This window comes from Actinomycetospora sp. NBRC 106378 (assembly GCF_030269685.1).
In the GTDB taxonomy this organism is placed as follows: Bacteria; Actinomycetota; Actinomycetes; order Mycobacteriales; family Pseudonocardiaceae; genus Actinomycetospora.
This window is the reverse complement of the sequence record NZ_BSTT01000008.1, coordinates 59632-79628: the sequence shown is the minus strand read 5'-3', so window position 1 is coordinate 79628 and position 19997 is coordinate 59632. Positions and strand designations below refer to the sequence as shown.

Here is a 19997-nt window from a genome sequence, read left to right as displayed (position 1 = left end):
TCGTCACGGCCGCCTCAGCCCGCAGCCAGGCCGAGCTCGACGGCCCGGTCGTAGGCGTCGTCGACCAGGACGACGTCGTGGCCGGCCCGGTCGAGCAGGCTCGCGGCCACGCTCGCCCGGAAGCCGGAGGCGCAGTGCACCCAGAGACGTCCGGTCGGGAGCTCGTCGAGCCGCGTGAGGAGGTCGGACAGCGGCACGTGGGTCGCACCTGGGATCCCGCCGAGGGCGCGCTCGTCGTCGCGACGGACGTCGAGCACCGGCTCGTCCGCGGCGCGCGCCGCGAGGTCGGTGAACGTCGCGGTCGGGTAGGAGCTCCGGTCCGCCGCATCCGTGGAGCTACCCGTCGCGGCCCCGGCCGGCCGGTCGATGCCGATCCGCGTGAGCTGGCGCTGCGCCTCCGCGACCGCCTCCGCGTCGTCGGCGACGAGGGTCACGGGCGTCCCCCACGGGATCAGCCAGCCCAGATAGGTCGCGAACTGGTCGCCCAGCTCGATGCCGATGCTCCCGCGGAGGTGGTCGGCGGCGAACGCGGTGCGGGCGTGCAGGTCGACGACCCACTCGCCGTCGGCGATGCGCTTCGTCAGCTCCGCCGGGTCGACCTCGTCGACGGGGCGGAGGTCGGACTCCGTCGGGCCCGCGAGGTTGGCCGGCGCCATGTGCGCGTAGTAGCGGGGGTAGGCGGTGAGGTTCGCGACGAGGGTCTCGACGTAGTCGTCCTCGTCGGAGGCGAGCAGGGCGTCGTTCCCGGCCCGCTCCTGCCCGATCGTCGACGACTCGGCCCCGCTCGCGCCGCCCGAGGAGCAGAAGCTGCCGAAGCCGTGGGTCGGGTAGACGAGGGTGTCGTCCGCGAGCAGGTCGGCCAGGCGGTGCGCCGAGCGGAACTGGGCGGCGGTGAGCTCGTGGGTGCGGGCCGCGTCGACCAGGTCGGTGCGCCCCACGCTGCCGAACAGCAGGGAGCCGCCGGTAAACACGGCGGCCGGCTCGTCGTGCGCCGCGGTGTCGTCCACGACGTAGGCGAGGTGGGTCACGGTGTGGCCGGGGGTCGCGACCACCTGCACCGACAGGGAGCCGACGGTCAGGACGTCGCCGTCGGACACGGCGCGGCGCGGGAACGCGACCGGGTCGGCGGCGTTCACCACGTAGTCCGCGCCGGTCTCGGCGGCCAGGGCGTGCCCGCCGGTCACGTAGTCGTTGTGGATGTGGGTCTCGGCGACCAGTCCCACGCGCAGGCCGCGCTCGCCGAGGACGCGGCGGACCCGGTCGAGGTCGCGCTGCGGGTCGACGACGAGGGCGTCGCGCCCGTCGTGCACGACGTAGCTGCGGTCTCCGAGGGACGTGGTGGCGAGGACGTCGACCTGCATGTCGGTCTCCTGCGGTGGCGGACGGTCGGACGTCCACGAACCTAGGAGGGGCCGGCACGCGTGCCGAGTAAATGTCGTGACATTTGAAAAGTGGTCAGCTGGTCCCGACGGTGACGTGGTAGCCCGTCGCGGAGAAACCGGCGCGGAGCACGAAGCGGTCACCGCGCACGACCGTCGTCCGCCACTCCACGCGCCGCTCTCCGTCGCGCCCGAGTCGGTCGATCGCGAACACGGCGGCATGGGGCGGCACCTCGAGCACGGCGCGCTCCACCCGCCCCGGCATGAGCGCCCGGATGCGCTCCTCGCCCTCGATCGGACGGACCCCGGTGCGGGCGGCGAGCTCGTCGTACACCGAGGTGTGCGAGAAGTCGACGTCCAGCGGTGGCGCGGCCAGGGCCGCGGGCAGCCAGACCCGGTCGAGGGCCAGCGGCTCCTCCCCGGCGAGGCGGAGACGTTCGAGATGGACCAGGGGCGTCGACTCCTCCAGCCCGAGCCGGGCGGCGACGACACCGTCGGCCCGTCGGTCGAGTCGGCGCACGATACTGCGCTGGCTCAGCCCGGCCGCCCGGACCGAGGCGAACAGGCTGTAGAGGGCTCCGACCGGCTGGGTCAGGGAGCGGTCGGTCACGACCCGGGAGGGTCGGCCGCGTTCGGCGGTGACGACGCCCTCGGCGCGCAGCGCGCGCAACGCCTCCCGCACCGTGGTCCGGCTGACGTCGTACTGCGCCGTGAGTTCCAGCTCCCCGGGGAAGACCTCGGGGAACTCACCGTCCTCGGCCCGACGCCGGAGGTCCGCGCGCACCTGCGCCCAGAGGGGAGGACCGCCGACCCTCTCGATGGCTCCCGGTGGCACGGCCGTCCCTTTCCGCTCGGAGGGCCAGTGTGGTCCGCCCGCGCCGCGGGGTCGACGTACCGTCGTCGGTGGACAGGGACGACGACACGGAGACGGGAGGGCCCGGCCGCTCGTGAGACCGCCATCGGCCGTCGAGGCGCACCCGGTCCTCGCGATCGGGCTCGCACTCTGCTCCGCCTTCCTCTACGCGCTCGCGGCCGCCCTGCAGCGCCTCGCCGCCGGCCGGACCGGGGACCGCTCGCACGACGGGCGAGCCTTCTTCGGCGCCCTGGTCCGCCAGCCCGTCTGGTGGGGCGGGGTCGGGTCGATGGCGGCCGGGGCGGGCGTGCACGTGGTCGCCCTCGGCCTGGGCTCGGTGACGCTCGTCCAGCCGCTGGGGGTGCTCGCGCTCGTGCTCGCCCTCCCGCTCGACGCCCGCTTCGAGCGGCGGGTGGTGACGCGGGCCGAGTGGGCGGCCGCGGCCGTCCTCGTTGCGGGCCTCGGCGGCCTGCTCGCCCTCGCCCCGCACCACGGCGAGGGCGGGGCGGCGCCGCCGACGGGCCTCGTCGCCGTGGTGGTCGCGGCCGCGGTGGTCCTCGCGCTGCTCGTCACGACGAGCGCCCGCCTGCGCACGGCCTCCCGGGCGGTCTGCCGGGCCGCCGGCGCCGGGCTCTGCGCCGGGACGACGTCGGGCCTGGTCCGGCCGGTGCTCCACGGGCTGCACCGCGGCCCGTTCGACGCCGGGCTCGTGACGGCGGGCGTGGCGGTCCTCGTCCTGCCGGTGCTCGGACTGCTCCTGCTCCAGACCGCCTACCGCGACGGCGGGCTCGACGCGGGCCTCGCCACGCAGACCACGATCGACCCGGTGGTGGCCGGGACGATCGGGATCGCGGTGCTCGGCGAGCGGTTCACCGGGGGCCCGGGCGGCGCCGTGCTCGCCGCGGCCTGCGCGGTCGTCACCGTCGCGGGGCTGGTGTGGCTGATCCGGTCGGGGCCCGGCGCCGTCACGTCCCGTGCAGCCGCAGCCGGGCCCACGAGTTGTTGACGTAGCCCTTCGGGTTCCACACCTGTTCCGGCCGCTCCGGCTGCAGCGCCGCCGAGGAGTCCCAGGCCCGGGCCAGCAGCTCGGTCTCGCCGCGCGGCAGGTCGACCGTGCTCGACCAGTGGCGCCAGGCCCACGGACTCACCTGTTCCTCGAGATCGGCCTGGGACCAGGAGGTGCCGCCGTCGGTGGAGACGTCGACGCGGGCGACCGTGCGGTCGCCGCCGGCGAAGGCGTAGCCGGTGACGGTCAGCGGACCGGCCGGGTGGGACGACCCGTCGTCCGGGGAGAGGAAGTCGCTGTTCACGGCCACGAGCCCGAGGGCGACACCCTCGCCGGGAGCCCTCGTGACCTCGGCGTCAGCCGGTAGGAGCCGGTAGGTCGACGCCTGGAAGAAGTTGGGGGACGGCGCGTCGGCCACCCGGACGCGCTGCACCCACTTCACGCTGCGCGCCCCGATGTAGCCGGGGACCACGACCCGCAGCGGCGCCCCGTGGATGGGCGGCAGGGGCTCGTCGTTCATGGCCCAGGCGAGGAGCACCTCGGGCATCCCGGCCTTGCGCAGCGGGACCGAGCCGCCGAACACGTCCGGTGGCTGCGGCTCGTCGCTCAGGTCGGCGCCGAGGAACTCCACGTCGGTCGCGCCGTCGACGACGCCCGCGGCGGCCAGGACGTCGGCCAGCCGGACGCCCGTCCAGGTCGCCGTGGCGGTGGCCGTGGGGCCCCACGGCGCCTCGCCCGGGATGTCGCGCACGGCGACCAGTCCCTCCCGGCGGTTGCCCGCGCACTGCAGCGTCGCGGTCTCCGTGGCCTCCGGGAACCGGGCGCGCAGGTCGTCGAGGGAGAGCGCCAACGGCGTCTCGACGAGCCCGTCGACCACGAGCCGCCAGGACGCGGCGTCGCCCTCGGGAACCGGGCCGTGGTTGCGTGAGTAGAAGGCGTCGAGCGGTGTCAGCGTCGCCCCCACGAGGGCGGCCCGCGGTGGCTCGGCGTTGAAGGGTTGGTCGGAGTGGACGGTCATGTCAGGCCGTTTGCCGTGCACAGGCGCCTCTCGTGACACAGAGTGTCGAATAGGTCACAAAGTTCGTCCGTTGGCGTGGACTCGTCGGTGACCGATCAACTCTCCGGGTCCGGACAGGCGGCTCGGCACCCCCACACGAGGCCGTATGCCCTGGTCAGCGGGGTCATAAACGCCGCTTCCGTGTGGGCGGGGCCGACCGGTTCGCCCTGTGTGACCGTCGTAGGGTCTGGCGCCATGACCCAGACGCCGATTTACGACGAAGTCAGGCGTTCGCTCGGACGGGCCGACCGCGTGGAGCGGCGGTCCTTCCGCGGGGAGGACGGTGCGGCCGGACCGGAACGCGTGTCGCGGCCCGTCATGCTCCGTGGCTCCGGGGGCCGTCATCGACGCTCGGGGGACTGAGCCCCGGTCGGGACCCCCGTCGGGACCGCCGCCTCCCGACGAGTCCGCGACGGTCCTGCTGAGCGGGACCACCCGACGTCGGGAGACCCCGGAGGACCCCGCGCCGCCCGGTCGCATCTCGGGCGTGCGTGTCACCGGGCACGCGCTCGCCGCCACCACGACGGCCGCCGTCGGCGGCTTGATCGGGGGCGCGACCGGCACCGTGGTGGGCGCCGCGTTCGCCTCCGTGGTGACGACCGTCGGTGAGGCCGTCTACCAGCGCTCCCTGGAGCGCACCCGCGACCACGTCCGCAGCCGGCTGGACGCCCGCCGTCGGCCGGCCCCGGCGCCGACGGCGGTGCTGCCCGACGGGCCGCCCGCCGACGACTCGCCGACCGTGCACCTGCGACCCGTGGCCGCCGGTGGCTCGCGGAGCCGCGCGAAGATCGCCGCGCTCGTCGCGTCCGGGCTGCTCGTGTTCCTCGTCGCGATGGTGGTCGTCACCGGCATCGAACGCGTGAAGGGCTCGCCGCTGTCCGGTGGCACCGGGACGAGCGTGGGCGAGGTGATCGGCACCCGGCCCTCGGACGACGCCACCACCACCGAGCCCCCGGACACCACCGCGGACGACCCCACGACGACCACCGGGCCGGAGGCGACCACCACGACGCGGTCCGCGTCACGCACGACCACGTCCCGGTCGCGCGAACCGGCGGTGACCACGACGCTGGAGCAGCCCGCCAACTGATCACCGCAGGAGGACCCGCGCCGTGCGCACCGACTTCGACCCCCACGAGCTCGGCCCGGGCGCGTTCTACCAGCTCCTGAACTCGGTGGTCGTGCCCCGCCCGATCGCCTGGGTGGCGACGACGTCCGCGGACGGGGTGGACAACCTCGCGCCCCACTCGTTCTTCACCGTCGCCTGCGTGGACCCGCCCGTCGTGCAGTTCACCTCCGTCGGCCGCAAGGACTCGCTGGCCAACGTCGAGGCGACCCGGGAGATGACGATCTCGCTCACCCCGGAGTGGCTGTTCGAGGAGGTCAACGCCACCGGCACGAACTTCTCCCACGACCAGGACGAGTTCGCCGAGGTCGGCCTCGAGCGCGAGCCCTCCACCCACGTCCGGCCGCCGCGCGTGGCGCGCTCGCCCGTGGCGCTGGAGTGCGTCCTGCACTCGACGGTGTGCCTGGGCAACTCCACGGTGGTCTTCGGTCGCGTGGTGCACGCCGCGGTCGACGAGGACGTGCTCGTGGACGGCCGCCCGCAGATCGACCGGCTCAGGCCGCTGGCCCGCCTCGGGGGCAACCAGTGGTCGACGATCGGCGAGATCCTGGAGAAGCGGCGGATCGACGTCGCGGACTGGCCGCAGGGTTACGAACCCTCGGGCGGCTGAAGCACCGCGTCGAACGCGGCGGGATCTCCTGCGACCGCACGCAGCCGCCCGTAGGGGTCGGCCACCAACCGTCGCGTGTTGTGGTCGAGCAGGCCCATCACGCCGGTGATCGTGGCGGCGGTGGCGCCGTCGCGCGTGCGGATCAGCTCCGCGTCCATCCGGAAGCTCTTCCCGGCGCCGAACGTCGTCGTCATGACGATCTCGACCACGTCGCCGACGACGAGCTCGGCGAGGAAGCGCGCGGTCGTCTCCAGGATGACGGGGCCGATGCCGTCCGCGGAGAGCTCCGCGATGCCGACCGAGGCGGCGCGGAAGGTCTCCTCGCGGCCGTGCTCGCCGTAGCGGTGGTACTCGGCGTGGTTGAGGTGCCGGTTGGCGTCGGTCTCGTAGCCGCGGACGGTGACGGTCTCGCGATGTCCGGGAGTGCTCACGAGGGCGTGATCGTGGCAGGCTCCGTCCTCGTGCGCATCGGGATGGGGATCAATTACGCCGGCGGGTTCGAGGAGACGGTCGCCGAGCTGGCCGAGCACGAGAAGGCCGGTCTCGACATCGTCTTCGTGCCGGAGGCGTACAGCTTCGACGCGGTGAGCCAGCTCGGCTTCATCGCCGCCCGCACGGAGCGGGTCGAGATCGCGTCCGGGATCCTGCAGATCTACACGCGGACCCCGACGCTGACCGCGATGACGGCGGCCGGCCTGGACTACGTCTCCGGCGGCCGCTTCACGCTCGGGATCGGGGCCTCCGGCCCGCAGGTCATCGAGGGGTTCCACGGCGTGCCCTACGACGCCCCCCTCGGGCGGACCCGCGAGATCATGGACATCTGCCGGCAGGTGTGGCGGCGCGAGCGCCTCGAGCACACCGGGAAGCACTACTCGATCCCGCTGCCCGAGGGGCAGGGCACGGGACTGGGCAAGCCGCTCAAGCTGATCAACCACCCGGTGCGCTCGTCGATCCCGATCCTCGTCGCCGCCCTCGGGCCGAAGAACGTCACGCTCGTCGCCGAGAAGGCCGACGGCTGGCAGCCGATCTTCTTCGTGCCGGAGAAGGCGCACGAGGTGTGGGGCTCCTCGCTCGAGGCCGGGAGGGCGAAGCGCGACCCGTCGTTGGGACCCCTGCAGGTCTTCCTGCAGACCTCGTTCTTCGTCACCGAGGACGACCACGTCGCCGGGCAGATGCTCGACGGGATGCGCAACATGGTCGCGCTCTACGTCGGCGGCATGGGCGCGAAGGGGAAGAACTTCTACAACGACGTCGCCCGCCGCTACGGCTACGACGACGAGGCGGAGACCATCCAGGACCTGTACCTGGACGGGAAGAAGGACGAGGCGGCCCGCGCGGTCCCCGAGGAGCTGCTGCGCGCCATCTCGCTGATCGGCCCGCGGTCCTACGTCGCCGAGCGCATGGCCGCCTTCGCCGAGGCCGGCGTGACGACGTTGAACATCACTCCGCTCGGGGGCACGACGGCGGAGCGGGTCGCGTTGACGGGGCAGGCCAAGGAGATCGCGACCGCCCTGTAGGACGAGTCCAGCCACGAGCGAGGAGCAGCATGCGGAAGTTCGCCGACGTCGAGGAACTGCGCGCCGCGGTGGGGGAGGACCTCGGGACCAGCGACTGGGTCCTCGTGGACCAGGAGCGCATCAACGTCTTCGCCGACGCCACCGACGACCACCAGTGGATCCACACCGAGCCCGAGCAGGCCGCGAACGGGCCCTTCGGGAAGACCGTCGCGCACGGGTTCCTCACCGTCGCGCTGATGCCGAAGTTCGGCTGGGACACGTTCCAGGTCAGCGGGGTCTCGATGACGGTGAACTACGGGCTGAACAAGGTCCGGTTCCCCGCGCCGGTGCCGGTCGGCAGCCGCATCCGGGGGCACTGCAGGCTCGTCGACGTCACCGACGTGAAGGGCGGCGTCCAGGCCACCATCGGCGGCACCGTGGAGATCGAGGGCTGGCCGAAGCCGGCGTGCGTCGCCGAGGTGATCCTGCGATATGTGCTGTAGCTCGTGAGCACTGTTCCGTGCCAGGACACCGAACAGTGCTCGCGGGCCGCAGGCACCTTCCGTTGTGCGGGATCGCACGGACCGGCCCGACCCGTCGTCGGGAAGGATGGCCGCCGTGGGCGACGCCGTGATCTGTGAGCCGATCCGTACTCCCGTCGGTGGTTTCGGGGGGTCGCTGCGCGACGTCCCGGTCCAGGAGCTGGGCGCCACCGTGATCCGCGAGCTGGTCCGCCGCACCGGCGTGACCGCCGAGCAGATCGACGACGTCGTCTTCGGGCACTGCTACCCGACGATGGACGCGCCGGCGATCGGGCGAGTCGCGGCGCTGGACGCCGGGCTCGACGTGACGGTGCCCGGCATCCAGATCGACCGGCGCTGCGGCTCGGGTCTGCAGGCCGTGCTGTACGCGGCGATGGCCGTCGCCTCGGGGGCGAACGACCTGGTGCTGGCCGGGGGCGCGGAGTCGATGTCCGGCGCCTCGTACTTCACCGACAAGGTCCGCTGGGGCACCAAGGCCGGCGGGTTCGAGATGAAGGACTCCCTCGCCCAGGGTCGCGTGCACGCCGGCGGGGTGAACCACCCGGTGCCCGGCGGGATGATCGAGACCGCGGAGAACGTCCGCAAGAAGTACTCGATCCCGCGTGAGGAGCAGGACCGCCTCGCCGTCCGCAGCCACGAGAAGGCGACCGCCGCGGTCAAGGAGGGGCGCTACGCCGACGAGCTCGTGCCCGTGACGATCCACGGCCGCAAGGGCGACACCGTGGTCGACCAGGACGAGCACATCCGCCCGGACGCGAACCTGGAGTCGCTGGCGAAGCTGCGCCCGATCATGGGCAGGCAGGACCCGGACGCGACCGTGACCGCGGGAAACGCCTCGGGTCAGAACGACGGCGCCGCGGTGTGCATCGTGACCACCCCGGAGAAGGCGGCCGAGCTGGGGCTGCGGCCGCTCGCGCGGCTCGTGTCGTGGGGCGTGGCCGGGTGCGGGCCGGAGATCATGGGGATCGGGCCGGTGCCGGCGACGGAGAAGGCCCTGGGGCAGGCCGGGCTGACGCTCGCCGACCTGGACGTCATCGAGCTGAACGAGGCGTTCGCCGCCCAGGCGCTCGGGGTCGGGCGGGAGTGGGGGATCGACCTCATCACCGACGAGCGGGTCAACCCGAACGGCTCCGGCATCTCGCTCGGGCACCCCGTCGGCGCCACGGGCGTCCGCATCCTGACGACGATGCTGCGCGAGATGGACCGCCGTGAGGCGCGCTACGGGCTCGAGACGATGTGCATCGGCGGTGGTCAGGGCCTCGCGGCGGTGTTCGAGCGGCTGTCGTAGGTCCTCCGGGTGTCAGCGGTGGCACACGGCTGACACCCGACGTCAGGAACGGGACACGCTCGGGTCCCGACGACGGGTCAGCGGCCCTGCCAGCGCGGGGTGCGCTTCTCCCGCGCGGCGAGCCCGCCCTCCTTCGCGTCCTCGGTCGACCCGGCGACGCGGCGCATCGTCTCGCCGAAGCGGATGGCGTCGGTCTGCGACATCTCCGGGCCCCGGCGGGCGACCTCCTTGATCGCGCGCTGGGCCAGCGGCGCACCGGCGAGGAGGCGCTGCGCGAACGCGTCGACGGCGGGTCCGAGTTCGTCGTGCGGGACGACCTGCAGGGCGAGGCCGATCTCCCTCGCCCGCGCGGCGGAGATCGTCTCGCCGGTCAGGAGCAGCTCCATCGCCGGCTGCCAGCCGATCCGCCCGGGCAGCCGCAGGGCCCCGACGATCGTCGGGACGCCGAGCTTCACCTCCGGGAACCCGAAGGTCGCGCGGTCCGAGGCGATGACGATGTCGCACCACGTGACGAGCGTGAGCCCGTAACCGAGACACAGACCGTTGACCGCCGCGATCACCGGCTTGTGGATCTCCCAGCCCGACTCGAACGAGTTCACCGTCGGGCGCTCCCAGTACGAGCCCGGGAACTCGCCGGCCGGGTTGCGCTCGGAGGTGAAGTCCGCGCCCGCGCAGAACGCGCGGCCCTCGCCCGTCACCACGCCGACCCAGGCCTCGTCGTCCCCGCGGAGGCGGTCGAACGCTCCGTTGAGCCCGTCGCGCATGGCGCCGTCGATGGCGTTGAGCTTGTCGGGCCGGTCGTAGGTGATGGTCGCGACGTGGCCGGTGCGCTCGTAGCGGACACGGTCGTGGAAACGCTCGGCGACGTCGGGCACCCGGGCACGGTAGCGGCGTCCGCCCGCTGACAGGAAAGCGTCGTCGCTGCCACGGGACGACAGCAACGACGCTTCTCTGCCACCGGGACGGCTGACTCCCACATCACACCGCCCCGACCGGGTAGCCCCGTTGGCGCCCGGGCGAGCGCAGGTGCATAGTTGTACCGACCAAGCGATTGTACGGAGCACGCAATGAACGCAGCAGTCGGCGAACGGACGCCGCTCACGGTCCCCGAGGGGGTCGACGAGCGCTGGGTGACCTCGGACCGGATCGGCCTGCAGCTGATCCGTCTGATCCGCCTCATCGAACGGCAGCGGGTCGTCAAGGCGAAGAAGGACAAGGACGGCGTCGAACGCGCGGCCTACGTCCTGCTCGCCCGGCTGGTCATCGACGGGCCGCACCGGTCGAACGCGCTGGCCGAGGCGGTGCACTCCGACCCGTCGACGGTGAGCCGCCAGATCGCCGCGCTGGTCAGGATCGGCTACGTCGAGCGCCGGCCCGACCCGGCCGACGGCCGGGCGTGCCTGCTGGCCGCCACGGACGAGGGCCACCGCGTCTTCGCCGCGAACCGCGACCTGCGCAACCGCTGGATCTCCGACGTCACGAGCGACTGGGACGACGCCGACCGCGAGCGGCTCGTGGAGCTGATGGACCGCTTCACCACCGCGCTCGAGAACCACCACGAGTCCGGCGCCACGGGCGCCGAGGAGGACCGATGAGCACGACCACCGCCTCGCCGCCGGCGAGCGCGGCGAAGACGTCCGGCACGGGCGCCTTCACGCACCGCCAGATCCTGACGATCCTGTCCGGGCTCATGCTCGGCATGTTCCTGGCCGCGCTCGACCAGAACATCGTCTCCACGTCGATCCGCACGATCGCCGACGACCTCAACGGCCTGAACCTGCAGGCGTGGGCGACGACGGCGTACCTGATCACGGCGACGATCTCGACGCCGCTCTACGGCAAGCTCTCCGACCTCTACGGACGCAAGCCGTTCTTCCTCTTCGCCATCGGCGTCTTCATCATCGGGTCGGTGCTCTGCACGATCTCGACGTCGATGTACGAGCTGGCGATCTTCCGGGCGATCCAGGGTGCCGGCGCCGGTGGTCTGATGAGCCTCGCGCTCACGATCATCGGCGACATCGTCCCCCCGCGGGAGAGGGCCCGGTACCAGGGCTACTTCCTCGCGGTGTTCGGCACGTCGAGCGTGATCGGCCCGGTGGTCGGCGGCTTCCTCGCCGGCACCGACTCGATCATCGGCATCACCGGCTGGCGCTGGGTCTTCCTCGTCAACGTGCCGATCGGGATCGTCGCCTTCACCGTCGTGTGGCGGGTGCTGAACCTGCCGCACTCGCGGCGTGAGCGGCGCATCGACTGGCCCGGGGCCTCCGCGCTGGCGATCGCCCTCGTCCCGCTGCTGATCGTCGCCGAGCAGGGCCAGACCTGGGGCTGGGGCTCGGCCTGGGCGATCACCTGCTACGTCATCGGCGTCGTCGGGATCATCGGCTTCATCCTGGCCGAGCGGGCCTACGGCGACGACGCGCTGCTGCCGCTGCGCCTGTTCCGCAACGGCGTCTTCTCGCTCACCACGGTCATCGCCGTCATCACCGGCATCGGCATGTTCGGCGGGATCGCGATCGTCCCGCAGTACCTGCAGATCGTCGGCGGCTCGAGCCCGACCAAGGCCGGCCTCGAGATGATCCCGCTCGTCGGCGGCATCATGGTCGCCTCGATCGTCTCCGGTCAGCTGACCAGCCGCACCGGCCGCTACAAGGTCTTCCCCGTCATCGGCCTCGGCCTGATGACCCTCGGGATGGTCCTGTTCCACTTCCTGCTGCACGCCGACACGCCCTACTGGCAGGTCGCGGTGCTGATGGTCGTGTTCGGCCTCGGGCTCGGCAACTGCATGCAGACCCTGGTGCTGGCGGTGCAGAACGCGGTGCCGGCGAGCGACATGGGCGTCGCGACCGCCTCGGCCACCTTCTTCCGCCAGATGGGCGGCACGGTCGGCGTCTCGGTCTTCCTGTCGATCCTGTTCTCCACGCTGGGCGGCAACATCACCTCGGCGTTCCGCACGGCGACGGGCGACCCGGGCTTCCGGGCCGCGCTCGCCGACCCGGCGGTGGCGGCGAACCCCGCGAACGCGGTCGCGCTCAACCCTGCGGTCGGCGCCGCCCGCGTCACCGAGGACTCCTCGGTGCTCCAGCAGATGGACCCGCGCCTGGCGCGGCCGTTCTTCGAGGGCTTCGCCTCGTCGATGGACCTGGTCTTCCTCGTCGCCGCCTGCGTCATCGCCGTCGGCTTCGTGCTGATCTGGTTCCTCAAGGAGGTCCCGCTGCGCACGACGTCGGGCATCCAGGCCCGGCAGGCCGAGGAGGCCGGCCAGGGCGCGGGCCCGGGCAGCGTCGACTCGGCCGCCGAGGTCGACGGCCCCGCCCGCGGTGCGCTCGACGTCCCGACCTCCACGCCGCCGGTCGGCGCGGCCGGGGCCGCCGGGACCGAGCGGGTGCTCCGGCCCTCGCCCGTGCCCCGACCTTACGGACGCCACGAGGCATCCGCGCAGGGCGGCGATTCGGTCGTCCTCGGGCAGCTCTCCGACGGTCCCCTCCACGACGCCGGGTCGGTGCGGTTCTCCGACGACGTCGCCGGGGTGCCGATGGCCCTCCACGCGCTCGACGGGACGGTCGTCGACCGCACGTTCTCGGCCGCCGACGGCTCGTTCCGCCTGCACGCCCCGCTGCCCGGCAACTACGTGGTGGTCGCGAACCCCAGCACCTTCAAGCCGCACGCCGAGCTCGTGACCCTCGACGGCGTGCCGGTGCACCGCCCGCTGGCGCTGCGTCGGGCCACCCCGGTCGGCGGGTCGGTCCGCGACGTCGCCGACACCCCGGTGGTGGGGGCGACGGTGACCGTCACCGACGCGAGCGGCGGCGTCCGCGCCGTGCGCCGCACCGGGGCCGACGGCTCGTGGGAGTGCCCGGAGCTCGACCCCGGCACCTACACCGTCGCCGTCCTCGCCCCCGGGCGGGAGCCGGTCGCGGAGCGGCTCGTCGTCGCCGAGGCGTCCCCGGCGGGGCGGCGCAGCACCCGGCACGACGTCCGGGTCCCGGTGGCCCGCCACGGGGTGCGCGGCCAGGTGCGCTCGACCTCCGGCGCCGTCGTACCCGAGTCGCTCGTCGTGCTCATGGGCGCCGACGGCCGGGTCGTCGCCTCGACGGTGACCGACGCCTCCGGGCACTTCGCCGTCGAGGACCTCGCCGAGGGCCGGTACCTGCTCACGGCGAGCGGGTTCGCCCCGGTCTCCGATCAGGTGGACGTGGCCCCCGGCCAGGAGGCGGCGGTCGAGCTGACCGTCGAGCCGCCGCGGCCGGTGGCTCCGTCGGTGCAGGCCGACCCGGAGACCGCGCCGCTGCCGGTGGTGCGCTGACCGCCACCCCGCCGTACCGACGGCACCCTCGCGACGTCGCGAGGGTGCCGTTCGTGCGTGCGGGCCCGGACGGTCGGCGTCGCGCCCGCGGCCACGTGCTCCTCGGGTTCCTGACGACGGTCGTCGGTCGCCGGACGGCCATGACTTGCGGTCCGCGGATCGACCTCGGACCGTCCGCTCGACGAATCTCTCTCGCACCGACGACCTCGCCGCCCCGGCGTCCCGGGGCCACGACGGCGTGAGAGGGAGCGAGCCGGTTCGATGAAGCCCGACGACGACCTGGTCGCGCACCGTGCTGCGAGCCGGCACGGACCCGCCGACCGCGTCCGGGTGCTCCGGGCCCGCCCCACGGTCGACGCCACCGCCGCGGCGGAGCTGCGGCGCGAGGCGCGGGTCCTGCTCGCCCGCTCGACCGAACCGATCGTGATCGACCTCACCGACGTCCGCGACGTCGAGCCCACCCACGTCTTCGGCGTCTTCCGCGACCTGGCTTCCGAGGCCGGGGAGGCGGACGTCGACCTGCGCGTCGTCCGTGGTCCGCGAGCCACCCGGGCGACCCGGACCCTGCTCGGGGACGAGGACCTGTTCGAGATCTACCCGACGCTCGTCGCGGCGCTGCAGGGCCGCGACGACGACGCGCCGCGGTCCACCCGGCCCGGTCCGGCCCCGGCCTCCGTCGGCGAGCGGCCACCGCGGGCCGGGACGCCCGGGCCGATGCTGGGCGACCTGGTCGAGCGTGCGAGCGACGCGCGCAACGCCGCGACCCGGCTGGTCGAGCAGGCCGCCCGGGCCCGGCGGTGCAGCAGCGCGGTCGTCGCCGGCCTGGCGTCGCGGGTCGCGCCGTAGCCGACCGGTCCCGACGCCACGTCGACGGCCGTGGCGTGGACGGACCTGGCGCGCCCTCCCGGGACCGCGTGGTCGCCGCCCCCGCTCCGGGCTTCCTGGAACCGACGACGGCCGCCTCCAGCCGCGGGACGACCCGCGGCTGGAGGACGTCAGCGGTCGCCCCGACGGCGGACGCGTGCCCGGAGCCGCTGCGCGGTGCGGCGCACGGCGCCGACGGCGGCGTCACGCGCGGCGCCCGCGGCGAGTCCGAGCCGGCGGCCGAGGGTGACCTCGGAGACCGAGCCGGTCTCGGCGGCCTCGTCCACGCCCGCCGCGAACTGCTCGAACAGCCGACGGGACACGTCGCCGGCCAGCGCGCGGCCGAACTGCGCGACCCGCCCCGAGAGGTGCACGTCGGCGTGGGCGGTGAGCTCCGTGCCGCCGTCGGGGGTGGGCGAGGCGACGAGGACGACGTCGGCGGACGTCGCGCTGCCGCCGGTGTCCTTGCCCTGGCCGTGGAAGCGGAGCCGGTGGGCGTCCGGGTCCCGCTCGACGACCTGGGCGAGCCCCTCGAACGACAGCTTCACGGGACCGAGCGCCACGGTGGCGCGGCCGCGGTGGCGGTCCTCATCGAGGGACTCGACGAGCCGGGCGCCGGGCAGACAGCGGGCGAGCAGGTCGAAGTCGGTGAGCACGCCCCAGACCCGGTCGACCGGCGAGGTGAGCGGCGAGGTCACGTCGACGACGGCCGAGGGCGGGCCGGAGGGCAGCCGCACCTCGGTGAGCTGCGGAGCGGCCGTCCCGGCGTCCTCGGGAGCCTGGCCGGCTCCGCTCGACGTCCGGCCGACCAGCATGCGCGGGGCGCACCCGCGAGGTTCCGGGACGCCGTCGGGGTAGGTCCCGGCGACGTCGGAGACCGCGGCGAGGATGCCGCGGTACCCGGTGCAGCGGCACAGGACGCCCGACATCGCCTCGGGCAGGTTCTCCGCGGCCTCCTCCGGGGCGTTGGCGAGCAGGTCGTAGCTGCTCATCAACATGCCGGGGGTGCAGAACCCGCACTGCAGGGCGTGGTGGGCGGAGAACGCCTGCTGCAACGGGTGCTGGTCGTCGGGGGAGCCGAGGCCCTCCACGGTGACGATCTCCGCGCCCTCGCACTGCACGGCGAACAGCAGGCATGCCCGGGCGGCCTCGCCGTCGAGGAGCACGGTGCACATGCCGCACACCCCGTGCTCGCAGCCGAGGTGGGTGCCGGTGAGTCCCAGCCGCTCGCGCAGGACGTCACCCAGGTGCGCGCGGGGCGGCACCTCGACGGTGGTCTCGGTGCCGTTCACGGTGAAGGTCACCGCGGCGGTCTCGTGGGCCGCGACCCGGGCGACGGGCGCGGGCAGCCGGCGGGCGCCGGTGTCGGGACGGGCGGGGGTGTCGGGTGCGGCGGTCATGTGGTGGTCCTCCCCTCGCGGGCGCGGCGCAGCGCCCGGGCCAGCTCGCGGGCGGCGAGGACGGCGAACAGCCGTCGTCGGTACCCGGTGGAGCCGTGCGTGTCGCCGCCGGTGTCGACCATCTCGGCGGCCAGCTCGATGGTGGCGGGCCGGAGGTCCTCCTCGCGCTCGCCGGTCGCGAGCAGCGCGGCGACGTCGCGGGTGACCGCCCGGTCGGAGATCCCGAAGCCGGTGAGCACGGCGGAGTCCACCGCGCCGGAGCCGGTGACGTGCACCCGGCACACCACGCCGGCCAGGGCGAAGTCGCCGTGGCGGCGGGCGATCTCGGCGAACCCGAACCCGTCGCCGGGACCCGCCGTCGGGAAGGTGACCGCGGTGAGGACGTCCTCGGGGCCCGCCGTCGTCGTCATGGCCCCGGTGACGAACTCCTGCGCGGACACGGTCCGCGCCCCGCCGGGGCCGGACACCTCGACCTGCGCGTCCAGGCAGCAGGCCACGGCGGGCAGCTCCGCGGCCGGGTCGGCGTGGGCGAGGCTGCCGCACACGGTGCCGCGGCTGCGCAGCTCCCGGTGCCCGACGAACGGCATCGCCATCGGGATGAGGGGCACGTCCTGCGCGGCGGGGTCACGCTCCACGACCCGCTGGCGGACCGCCGCCGCGACCCGGTACCCGGAGCGCCCGGTCGGCCCGTGCTCGGTGAGTTCGGGGACGGCCGTGACGTCGATCAGGGTGGCGGGCCGCCCGAGCCGCATCGCGAGCACGGGAACCAGCGACTGTCCGCCCGCCAGGACCTTGCCGTCGCCGCCGGCGAGCTCGGCGAGCACGTCGTCGAGGGTCGGGGGCCGGACGTAGGCGAAGGGTGCTGCTTTCACCGGGTCACCGCCCGGTGAAGACGGGGGCGCGCTTCTCGCCGAACGCCTTCACGCCCTCGGCGAAGTCCTGGGTGGCGCGCAGCATCGAGTAGGCCTTCCGCTCCAGCTCGATGCCGGTGTAGAGCGGCCCGTCGACGCCGCGGTCGAGGACCTCCTTCGCCGTGCGCAGCGCGGCCGGGGACAGGCCCGCCATCTTCTGCGCCAGCGCGTCGACGGCGGCGTACAGCGCGTCGCGGTCGGTGTGGAGCTCGCCGGACAGGATCCCCCAGTCCAGCGCCTGCTGCGCCTGGATCCGGGTGGCGGAGAGGATGTGGAACTTCGCCCGGGACAGGCCGATCAGGCGGGCGAGGCGCTGGGTGCCGCCCGAGCCGGGGATCATGCCGAGGTTCATCTCGGGCAGCGCCAGCTGGGTCCGCCCGGTGCCGAGCCGGATGTCGCAGGACAGCACCATCTCGAGCCCGACCCCGAAGCAGTACCCGTCGATCGCCGCGATGACGGGCTTGGGGCTGTGGGCCGCGGCGGTGACGTCGTGCCCGAGGTCGGTGAGGTCGATCGGGTCGACCTCCATGAACCCCGCGATGTCGCCGCCGGAGGTGAAGTGCTCGCCGTCGCTGCGCACGACCACGACCCGCACCTCGGGGTCCCGGTCGATCTCGGCGAACCGCTCGGCCACGAGCCGACGCATCTCCATCGTCACGACCGTGTACCTGCCGTGGGAGAGCGTCACGTAGGCGACGTGGCCGTCGCGCTCCAGGGTGACGTCGCCGCCGGTGAGAGACATGTCAGGCGTCCTTTCGATCGTGCAACAGCTGGTGGAGCACCTCGCCGTGCAGCGGCAGGGAGGTGATGTCGATGCCGAGCGGCGCGAGGGCGTCGGCGACGGCGTTGGCGTAGGCCACGGGGAAGCTCATCGAGGAGCCCTCGCCGCAGCCCTTGGCCCCGAGCGGGGTGAGCGGCGACGGGGACACCACGTGGTCGGTGAGCAGCTCGAAGCCCGCCTCGGCCGAGGTGGGGCACAGGTAGTCCAGGAACGTCGCCGCGGTCGGCTGACCGGACGGGGCGTGGGTGAACTCCTCGTACGCGGCGCCGCCGAGCCCGTGGACCAGCGCCCCGTACACCTGCCCGTCGAGCAGGGTCTGGTCGAGGACCGTGCCGGCGTCGTGCACCGACGACACCCGGTCGACGGAGATCTCGAGGGTGTCCGGGTCGATCCGGACCGCCACGATCTCGGCGACGAACCCGTAGCAGAGCGACGAGTTGATCCGGTCGTCCGCCGTGGCGGCCCGGGTCTCGCGCGGCGAGAACTCGGCCTCGGCGTAGAGCCGCGCCGGGACCCCCGGAGGTAGGGCGGCGGGGTCCCAGTGCACGACGCCGGCGGCGTGGCGGAACTTCACCCCCCGGCCGTCGGGGGTGCGGACCTCGCCGTCGGCGAGGACCAGCGTGTCGGGGTCGACGTCGTCGAGCAGCGTCGACGCGGCGGCCCGCACGGTCGTCGCGACGGTGTCGGCGGCCGCGACGACCGCGCTGGTCACCAGCGGGGCGAAGCGGGAGGAGTAGCTGCCCGAGGTCACCGTCCACGGCGTCGTCGCGGTGTCCATGTCGATCACGCAGCGGACCTGCTCGAGCGGCAGCCCGAGGCGCTGCGCGGCGACCTTGCGCGCGACCGTGGCGTGTCCCTGGCCCTGGGGGACCGAGCCGAGCATCACCGTGACGACGCCCTGGGGGTCGACCGACATCCGCACGTGCTCGGTCGACCCGGACTTGTCCCGGCCCGGGGTCCGCTGCTCGGCCGGGGTCGCGAGCCCGACGTAGCCGATGTTGGTGCCGGACGGGTCGACCACGAGCGCGGTCCCGATGCCGTAGTGGGCGCCGGCCGCGCGGGCCTCCTCGCGTCGCCGCTCCAGCTCGGGCAGGTCGGCGTTCTTCGTCGCGAGGTCCAGCGCGGCGAGGTAGTCCCCGGAGTCGTAGACCCCGCCGGTGGCGGTCTCGTGCGGGAAGGACGTGATGAGGTTGCGTCGCCGCAGTTCGACGGCGTCGAGGCCGAGCTCGGCGGCGACGTCGTCGAGCAGCCGCTCCAGCCCGAAGTAGAGCTGCTGGCCGCCGAAGCCGCGGTTCAGCCCGGTCGGCATGGTGTTCGTGACGACGGCGCGGGCCCGGATGCCGACGGCGTCGATCCGGTAGGGCCCGGTGATGTTGCCGAAGCAGCGGTAGAGCGTCGACGGTTCCGGGGGCCGCAGGTAGGCGCCGACGTTGTCGACGAGGTCGGCGCGCAGCGCGGTGATCGTGCCCTCGGCGTCGAGCGCCGCCGAGAACTCCATCGCCCGGTCCGCGCCCGACGAGCTCGCCGTGAGGTGCTCGACGCGGTCCTCGGTCCAGCGCACCGGCGTCCCCGCGTGCTTCGAGGCCAGGGCGAGCAGCACCACGTAGGGGTAGATGCCGGCCTTGATCCCGAAGCTGCCGCCGATGTCGGCCGGCACGTGCAGGCGCAGCCGCGAGGTCGGGATCCGAAGGGCGCCCGCCATCACCGGCACCATCGAGAACGGCCCGTGGAAGTTCGCCCAGGCCTCGACGAACGGCCCGCCGTCCTGCTCGGTCCAGTGCGCGATGACGGAGTAGCACTCCATGGGCACCGAGGAGTAGCGCGGGAACTCGTAGCGGCGGGTCACCACGTGCGCGGCCGCCGCGAACCGCTCGTCCAGGTCGCCGAAGGAGAAGGTGCGGTCGGTGGCGACGTTGGACCCGGCGTCGTCGTGCAGCAGCGGGGCATCGTCGGCCAGACCGGAGCGGGCGGTGCTGACGGCGGGCAGGTCCTCGTAGTCCACGGCGACCAGCTCGGCCGCGTCCTCGGCGACGTAGCGGTCGGTCGCGACGACGACGGCGATCGGTTCGCCGACGAAGCGGACCTTGTCCACGCCGGTCGGCAGGTAGGGCATCGCCGCCCCCGTGGACAGGGGGAACGGGCGCAGGGCGGCCCGCACCTCGTCGGGCCCGATCACCGCGGCGACGCCGGGATGGGCCCGCGCCCGCGACAGGTCCACGGAGAGCAGCCGGGCGTGCGGCCGGGTGGAGCGCACCACGGCGGCCACCAGCGTCCCGGGCAGCGGGTCGAGGTCGTCGAGGAACCGGCCACGGCCGGCGACCAGCGCCGCGTCCTCGTCGCGGGACGGGGTCCACCGCGGCGGTGCCGCCTCTGCGGTCATG

The 19997-nt window shown here is 73.9% G+C and carries 18 protein-coding genes; 9 read left to right on the top strand and 9 right to left on the bottom strand.

The genetic code is table 11. The annotated features are described in order from the left end of the window. Nucleotides 1-14 precede the first annotated feature (14 nt). Both QSK00_RS18450 and QSK00_RS18445 read right to left on the bottom strand, forming a co-directional pair. Nucleotides 15-1361 carry an MBL fold metallo-hydrolase gene (locus QSK00_RS18450; protein WP_285592710.1) on the bottom strand — a complete coding sequence of 449 codons (1347 nt, stop codon included), beginning with the start codon at nt 1359-1361 and terminating at the stop codon, nt 15-17. 94 nt (nt 1362-1455) lie between these two features. Then, complete coding sequence (locus QSK00_RS18445; protein WP_285592708.1) at nt 1456-2163, bottom strand: GntR family transcriptional regulator; 708 nt, start codon at nt 2161-2163, stop codon at nt 1456-1458. Nucleotides 2164-2326: 163 nt separating this feature from the next. Here QSK00_RS18445 and QSK00_RS18440 point away from each other — a divergent pair, with 163 nt between their 5' ends. Then, nucleotides 2327-3238: a DMT family transporter gene (locus tag QSK00_RS18440; RefSeq protein WP_285592706.1), complete on the top strand. Its 912-nt coding sequence runs from the start codon at nt 2327-2329 to the stop codon at nt 3236-3238. On the opposite strand, the gene QSK00_RS18435 is transcribed toward QSK00_RS18440, so the two are convergent. Next, nucleotides 3198-4256, bottom strand: a complete 1059-nt coding sequence (locus QSK00_RS18435; RefSeq protein WP_285592704.1) for a sulfite oxidase — start codon at nt 4254-4256, stop codon at nt 3198-3200. The genes QSK00_RS18440 and QSK00_RS18435 overlap by 41 nt on opposite strands. Before the next feature lie 526 nt (nt 4257-4782). Here QSK00_RS18435 and QSK00_RS18430 point away from each other — a divergent pair. Further along, the gene (locus QSK00_RS18430) at nt 4783-5385 is read left to right on the top strand and encodes a hypothetical protein (RefSeq protein ID WP_285592702.1); all 603 of its coding nucleotides are present in this window, start codon (nt 4783-4785) and stop codon (nt 5383-5385) included. A 22-nt stretch (nt 5386-5407) separates the two neighbouring features. After that, nucleotides 5408-6031: a flavin reductase family protein gene (locus tag QSK00_RS18425; protein WP_285592700.1), complete on the top strand. Its 624-nt coding sequence runs from the start codon at nt 5408-5410 to the stop codon at nt 6029-6031. On the opposite strand, the gene QSK00_RS18420 is transcribed toward QSK00_RS18425, so the two are convergent. Continuing rightward, complete coding sequence (locus QSK00_RS18420) at nt 6010-6462, bottom strand: acyl-CoA thioesterase (protein ID WP_285592698.1); 453 nt, start codon at nt 6460-6462, stop codon at nt 6010-6012. The genes QSK00_RS18425 and QSK00_RS18420 overlap by 22 nt on opposite strands. A 30-nt stretch (nt 6463-6492) precedes the next feature. On the opposite strand from QSK00_RS18420, the gene QSK00_RS18415 reads away from it, so the two are divergent. The 3 genes from QSK00_RS18415 (at nt 6493) to QSK00_RS18405 (ending at nt 9357) form a co-directional block, all read left to right on the top strand. Continuing rightward, a complete protein-coding gene (locus QSK00_RS18415; protein ID WP_285593044.1) occupies nt 6493-7548 on the top strand; it encodes an LLM class F420-dependent oxidoreductase in 1056 nt (351 codons plus the stop codon). A 29-nt stretch (nt 7549-7577) separates the two neighbouring features. Continuing rightward, entirely contained in the window at nt 7578-8030 is a 453-nt protein-coding gene (locus QSK00_RS18410; RefSeq protein WP_285592696.1) for a MaoC family dehydratase, read from the top strand. A 115-nt stretch (nt 8031-8145) separates the two neighbouring features. Further along, a complete protein-coding gene (locus QSK00_RS18405) occupies nt 8146-9357 on the top strand; it encodes an acetyl-CoA C-acetyltransferase (RefSeq protein WP_285592694.1) in 1212 nt (403 codons plus the stop codon). 77 nt (nt 9358-9434) lie between these two features. Here QSK00_RS18405 and QSK00_RS18400 read toward each other — a convergent pair whose 3' ends face one another. After that, on the bottom strand, nt 9435-10232 hold the full coding sequence (locus QSK00_RS18400) for an enoyl-CoA hydratase/isomerase family protein (protein WP_285592692.1): 798 nt from the start codon (nt 10230-10232) through the stop codon (nt 9435-9437). A gap of 192 nt (nt 10233-10424) precedes the next feature. Here QSK00_RS18400 and QSK00_RS18395 point away from each other — a divergent pair, with 192 nt between their 5' ends. The 3 genes from QSK00_RS18395 (at nt 10425) to QSK00_RS18385 (ending at nt 14506) form a co-directional block, all read left to right on the top strand. After that, nucleotides 10425-10952, top strand: coding sequence for a MarR family winged helix-turn-helix transcriptional regulator (locus QSK00_RS18395; protein WP_285592690.1), 528 nt, complete (start codon nt 10425-10427; stop codon nt 10950-10952). After that, nucleotides 10949-13660 (top strand): MFS transporter, encoded by a 2712-nt coding sequence (locus tag QSK00_RS18390; RefSeq protein ID WP_285592688.1) that lies wholly within the window; start codon nt 10949-10951, stop codon nt 13658-13660. The genes QSK00_RS18395 and QSK00_RS18390 overlap by 4 nt, the downstream gene beginning before the upstream one ends. A 261-nt stretch (nt 13661-13921) precedes the next feature. Next, nucleotides 13922-14506: an STAS domain-containing protein gene (locus QSK00_RS18385; RefSeq protein WP_285592686.1), complete on the top strand. Its 585-nt coding sequence runs from the start codon at nt 13922-13924 to the stop codon at nt 14504-14506. 149 nt (nt 14507-14655) lie between these two features. Here QSK00_RS18385 and QSK00_RS18380 read toward each other — a convergent pair whose 3' ends face one another. Genes QSK00_RS18380 through QSK00_RS18365 form a run of 4 tightly spaced genes read right to left on the bottom strand, consistent with a single transcriptional unit; the run spans nt 14656 to nt 19996 of the window. After that, entirely contained in the window at nt 14656-15924 is a 1269-nt protein-coding gene (locus tag QSK00_RS18380) for a xanthine dehydrogenase family Fe-S subunit (protein WP_285592685.1), read from the bottom strand. Then, nucleotides 15921-16796 carry an FAD binding domain-containing protein gene (locus QSK00_RS18375; RefSeq protein ID WP_285592683.1) on the bottom strand — a complete coding sequence of 292 codons (876 nt, stop codon included), beginning with the start codon at nt 16794-16796 and terminating at the stop codon, nt 15921-15923. Before QSK00_RS18375 ends, QSK00_RS18380 begins: the two co-directional genes overlap by 4 nt. Before the next feature lie 4 nt (nt 16797-16800). Further along, the gene (locus QSK00_RS18370) at nt 16801-17577 is read right to left on the bottom strand and encodes an enoyl-CoA hydratase/isomerase family protein (RefSeq protein ID WP_285592681.1); all 777 of its coding nucleotides are present in this window, start codon (nt 17575-17577) and stop codon (nt 16801-16803) included. 1 nt (nt 17578) lies between these two features. Next, entirely contained in the window at nt 17579-19996 is a 2418-nt protein-coding gene (locus QSK00_RS18365) for a xanthine dehydrogenase family protein molybdopterin-binding subunit (RefSeq protein WP_285593042.1), read from the bottom strand. Nucleotide 19997: the final 1 nt, after the last annotated feature.

What these genes read in the sequence shown, in the direction of transcription:
- QSK00_RS18365 (WP_285593042.1), bottom strand. Translation starts at nt 19,996, where the DNA reads ATGACCGCAGAGGCGGCACCGCCGCGGTGGACCCCGTCCCGCGACGAG.
- QSK00_RS18450 (WP_285592710.1), bottom strand. Translation starts at nt 1,361, where the DNA reads ATGCAGGTCGACGTCCTCGCCACCACGTCCCTCGGAGACCGCAGCTAC.
- QSK00_RS18410 (WP_285592696.1), top strand. Translation starts at nt 7,578, where the DNA reads ATGCGGAAGTTCGCCGACGTCGAGGAACTGCGCGCCGCGGTGGGGGAG.
- QSK00_RS18390 (WP_285592688.1), top strand. Translation starts at nt 10,949, where the DNA reads ATGAGCACGACCACCGCCTCGCCGCCGGCGAGCGCGGCGAAGACGTCC.
- QSK00_RS18380 (WP_285592685.1), bottom strand. Translation starts at nt 15,924, where the DNA reads ATGACCGCCGCACCCGACACCCCCGCCCGTCCCGACACCGGCGCCCGC.
- QSK00_RS18370 (WP_285592681.1), bottom strand. Translation starts at nt 17,577, where the DNA reads ATGTCTCTCACCGGCGGCGACGTCACCCTGGAGCGCGACGGCCACGTC.
- QSK00_RS18395 (WP_285592690.1), top strand. Translation starts at nt 10,425, where the DNA reads ATGAACGCAGCAGTCGGCGAACGGACGCCGCTCACGGTCCCCGAGGGG.
- QSK00_RS18435 (WP_285592704.1), bottom strand. Translation starts at nt 4,256, where the DNA reads ATGACCGTCCACTCCGACCAACCCTTCAACGCCGAGCCACCGCGGGCC.
- QSK00_RS18385 (WP_285592686.1), top strand. Translation starts at nt 13,922, where the DNA reads ATGAAGCCCGACGACGACCTGGTCGCGCACCGTGCTGCGAGCCGGCAC.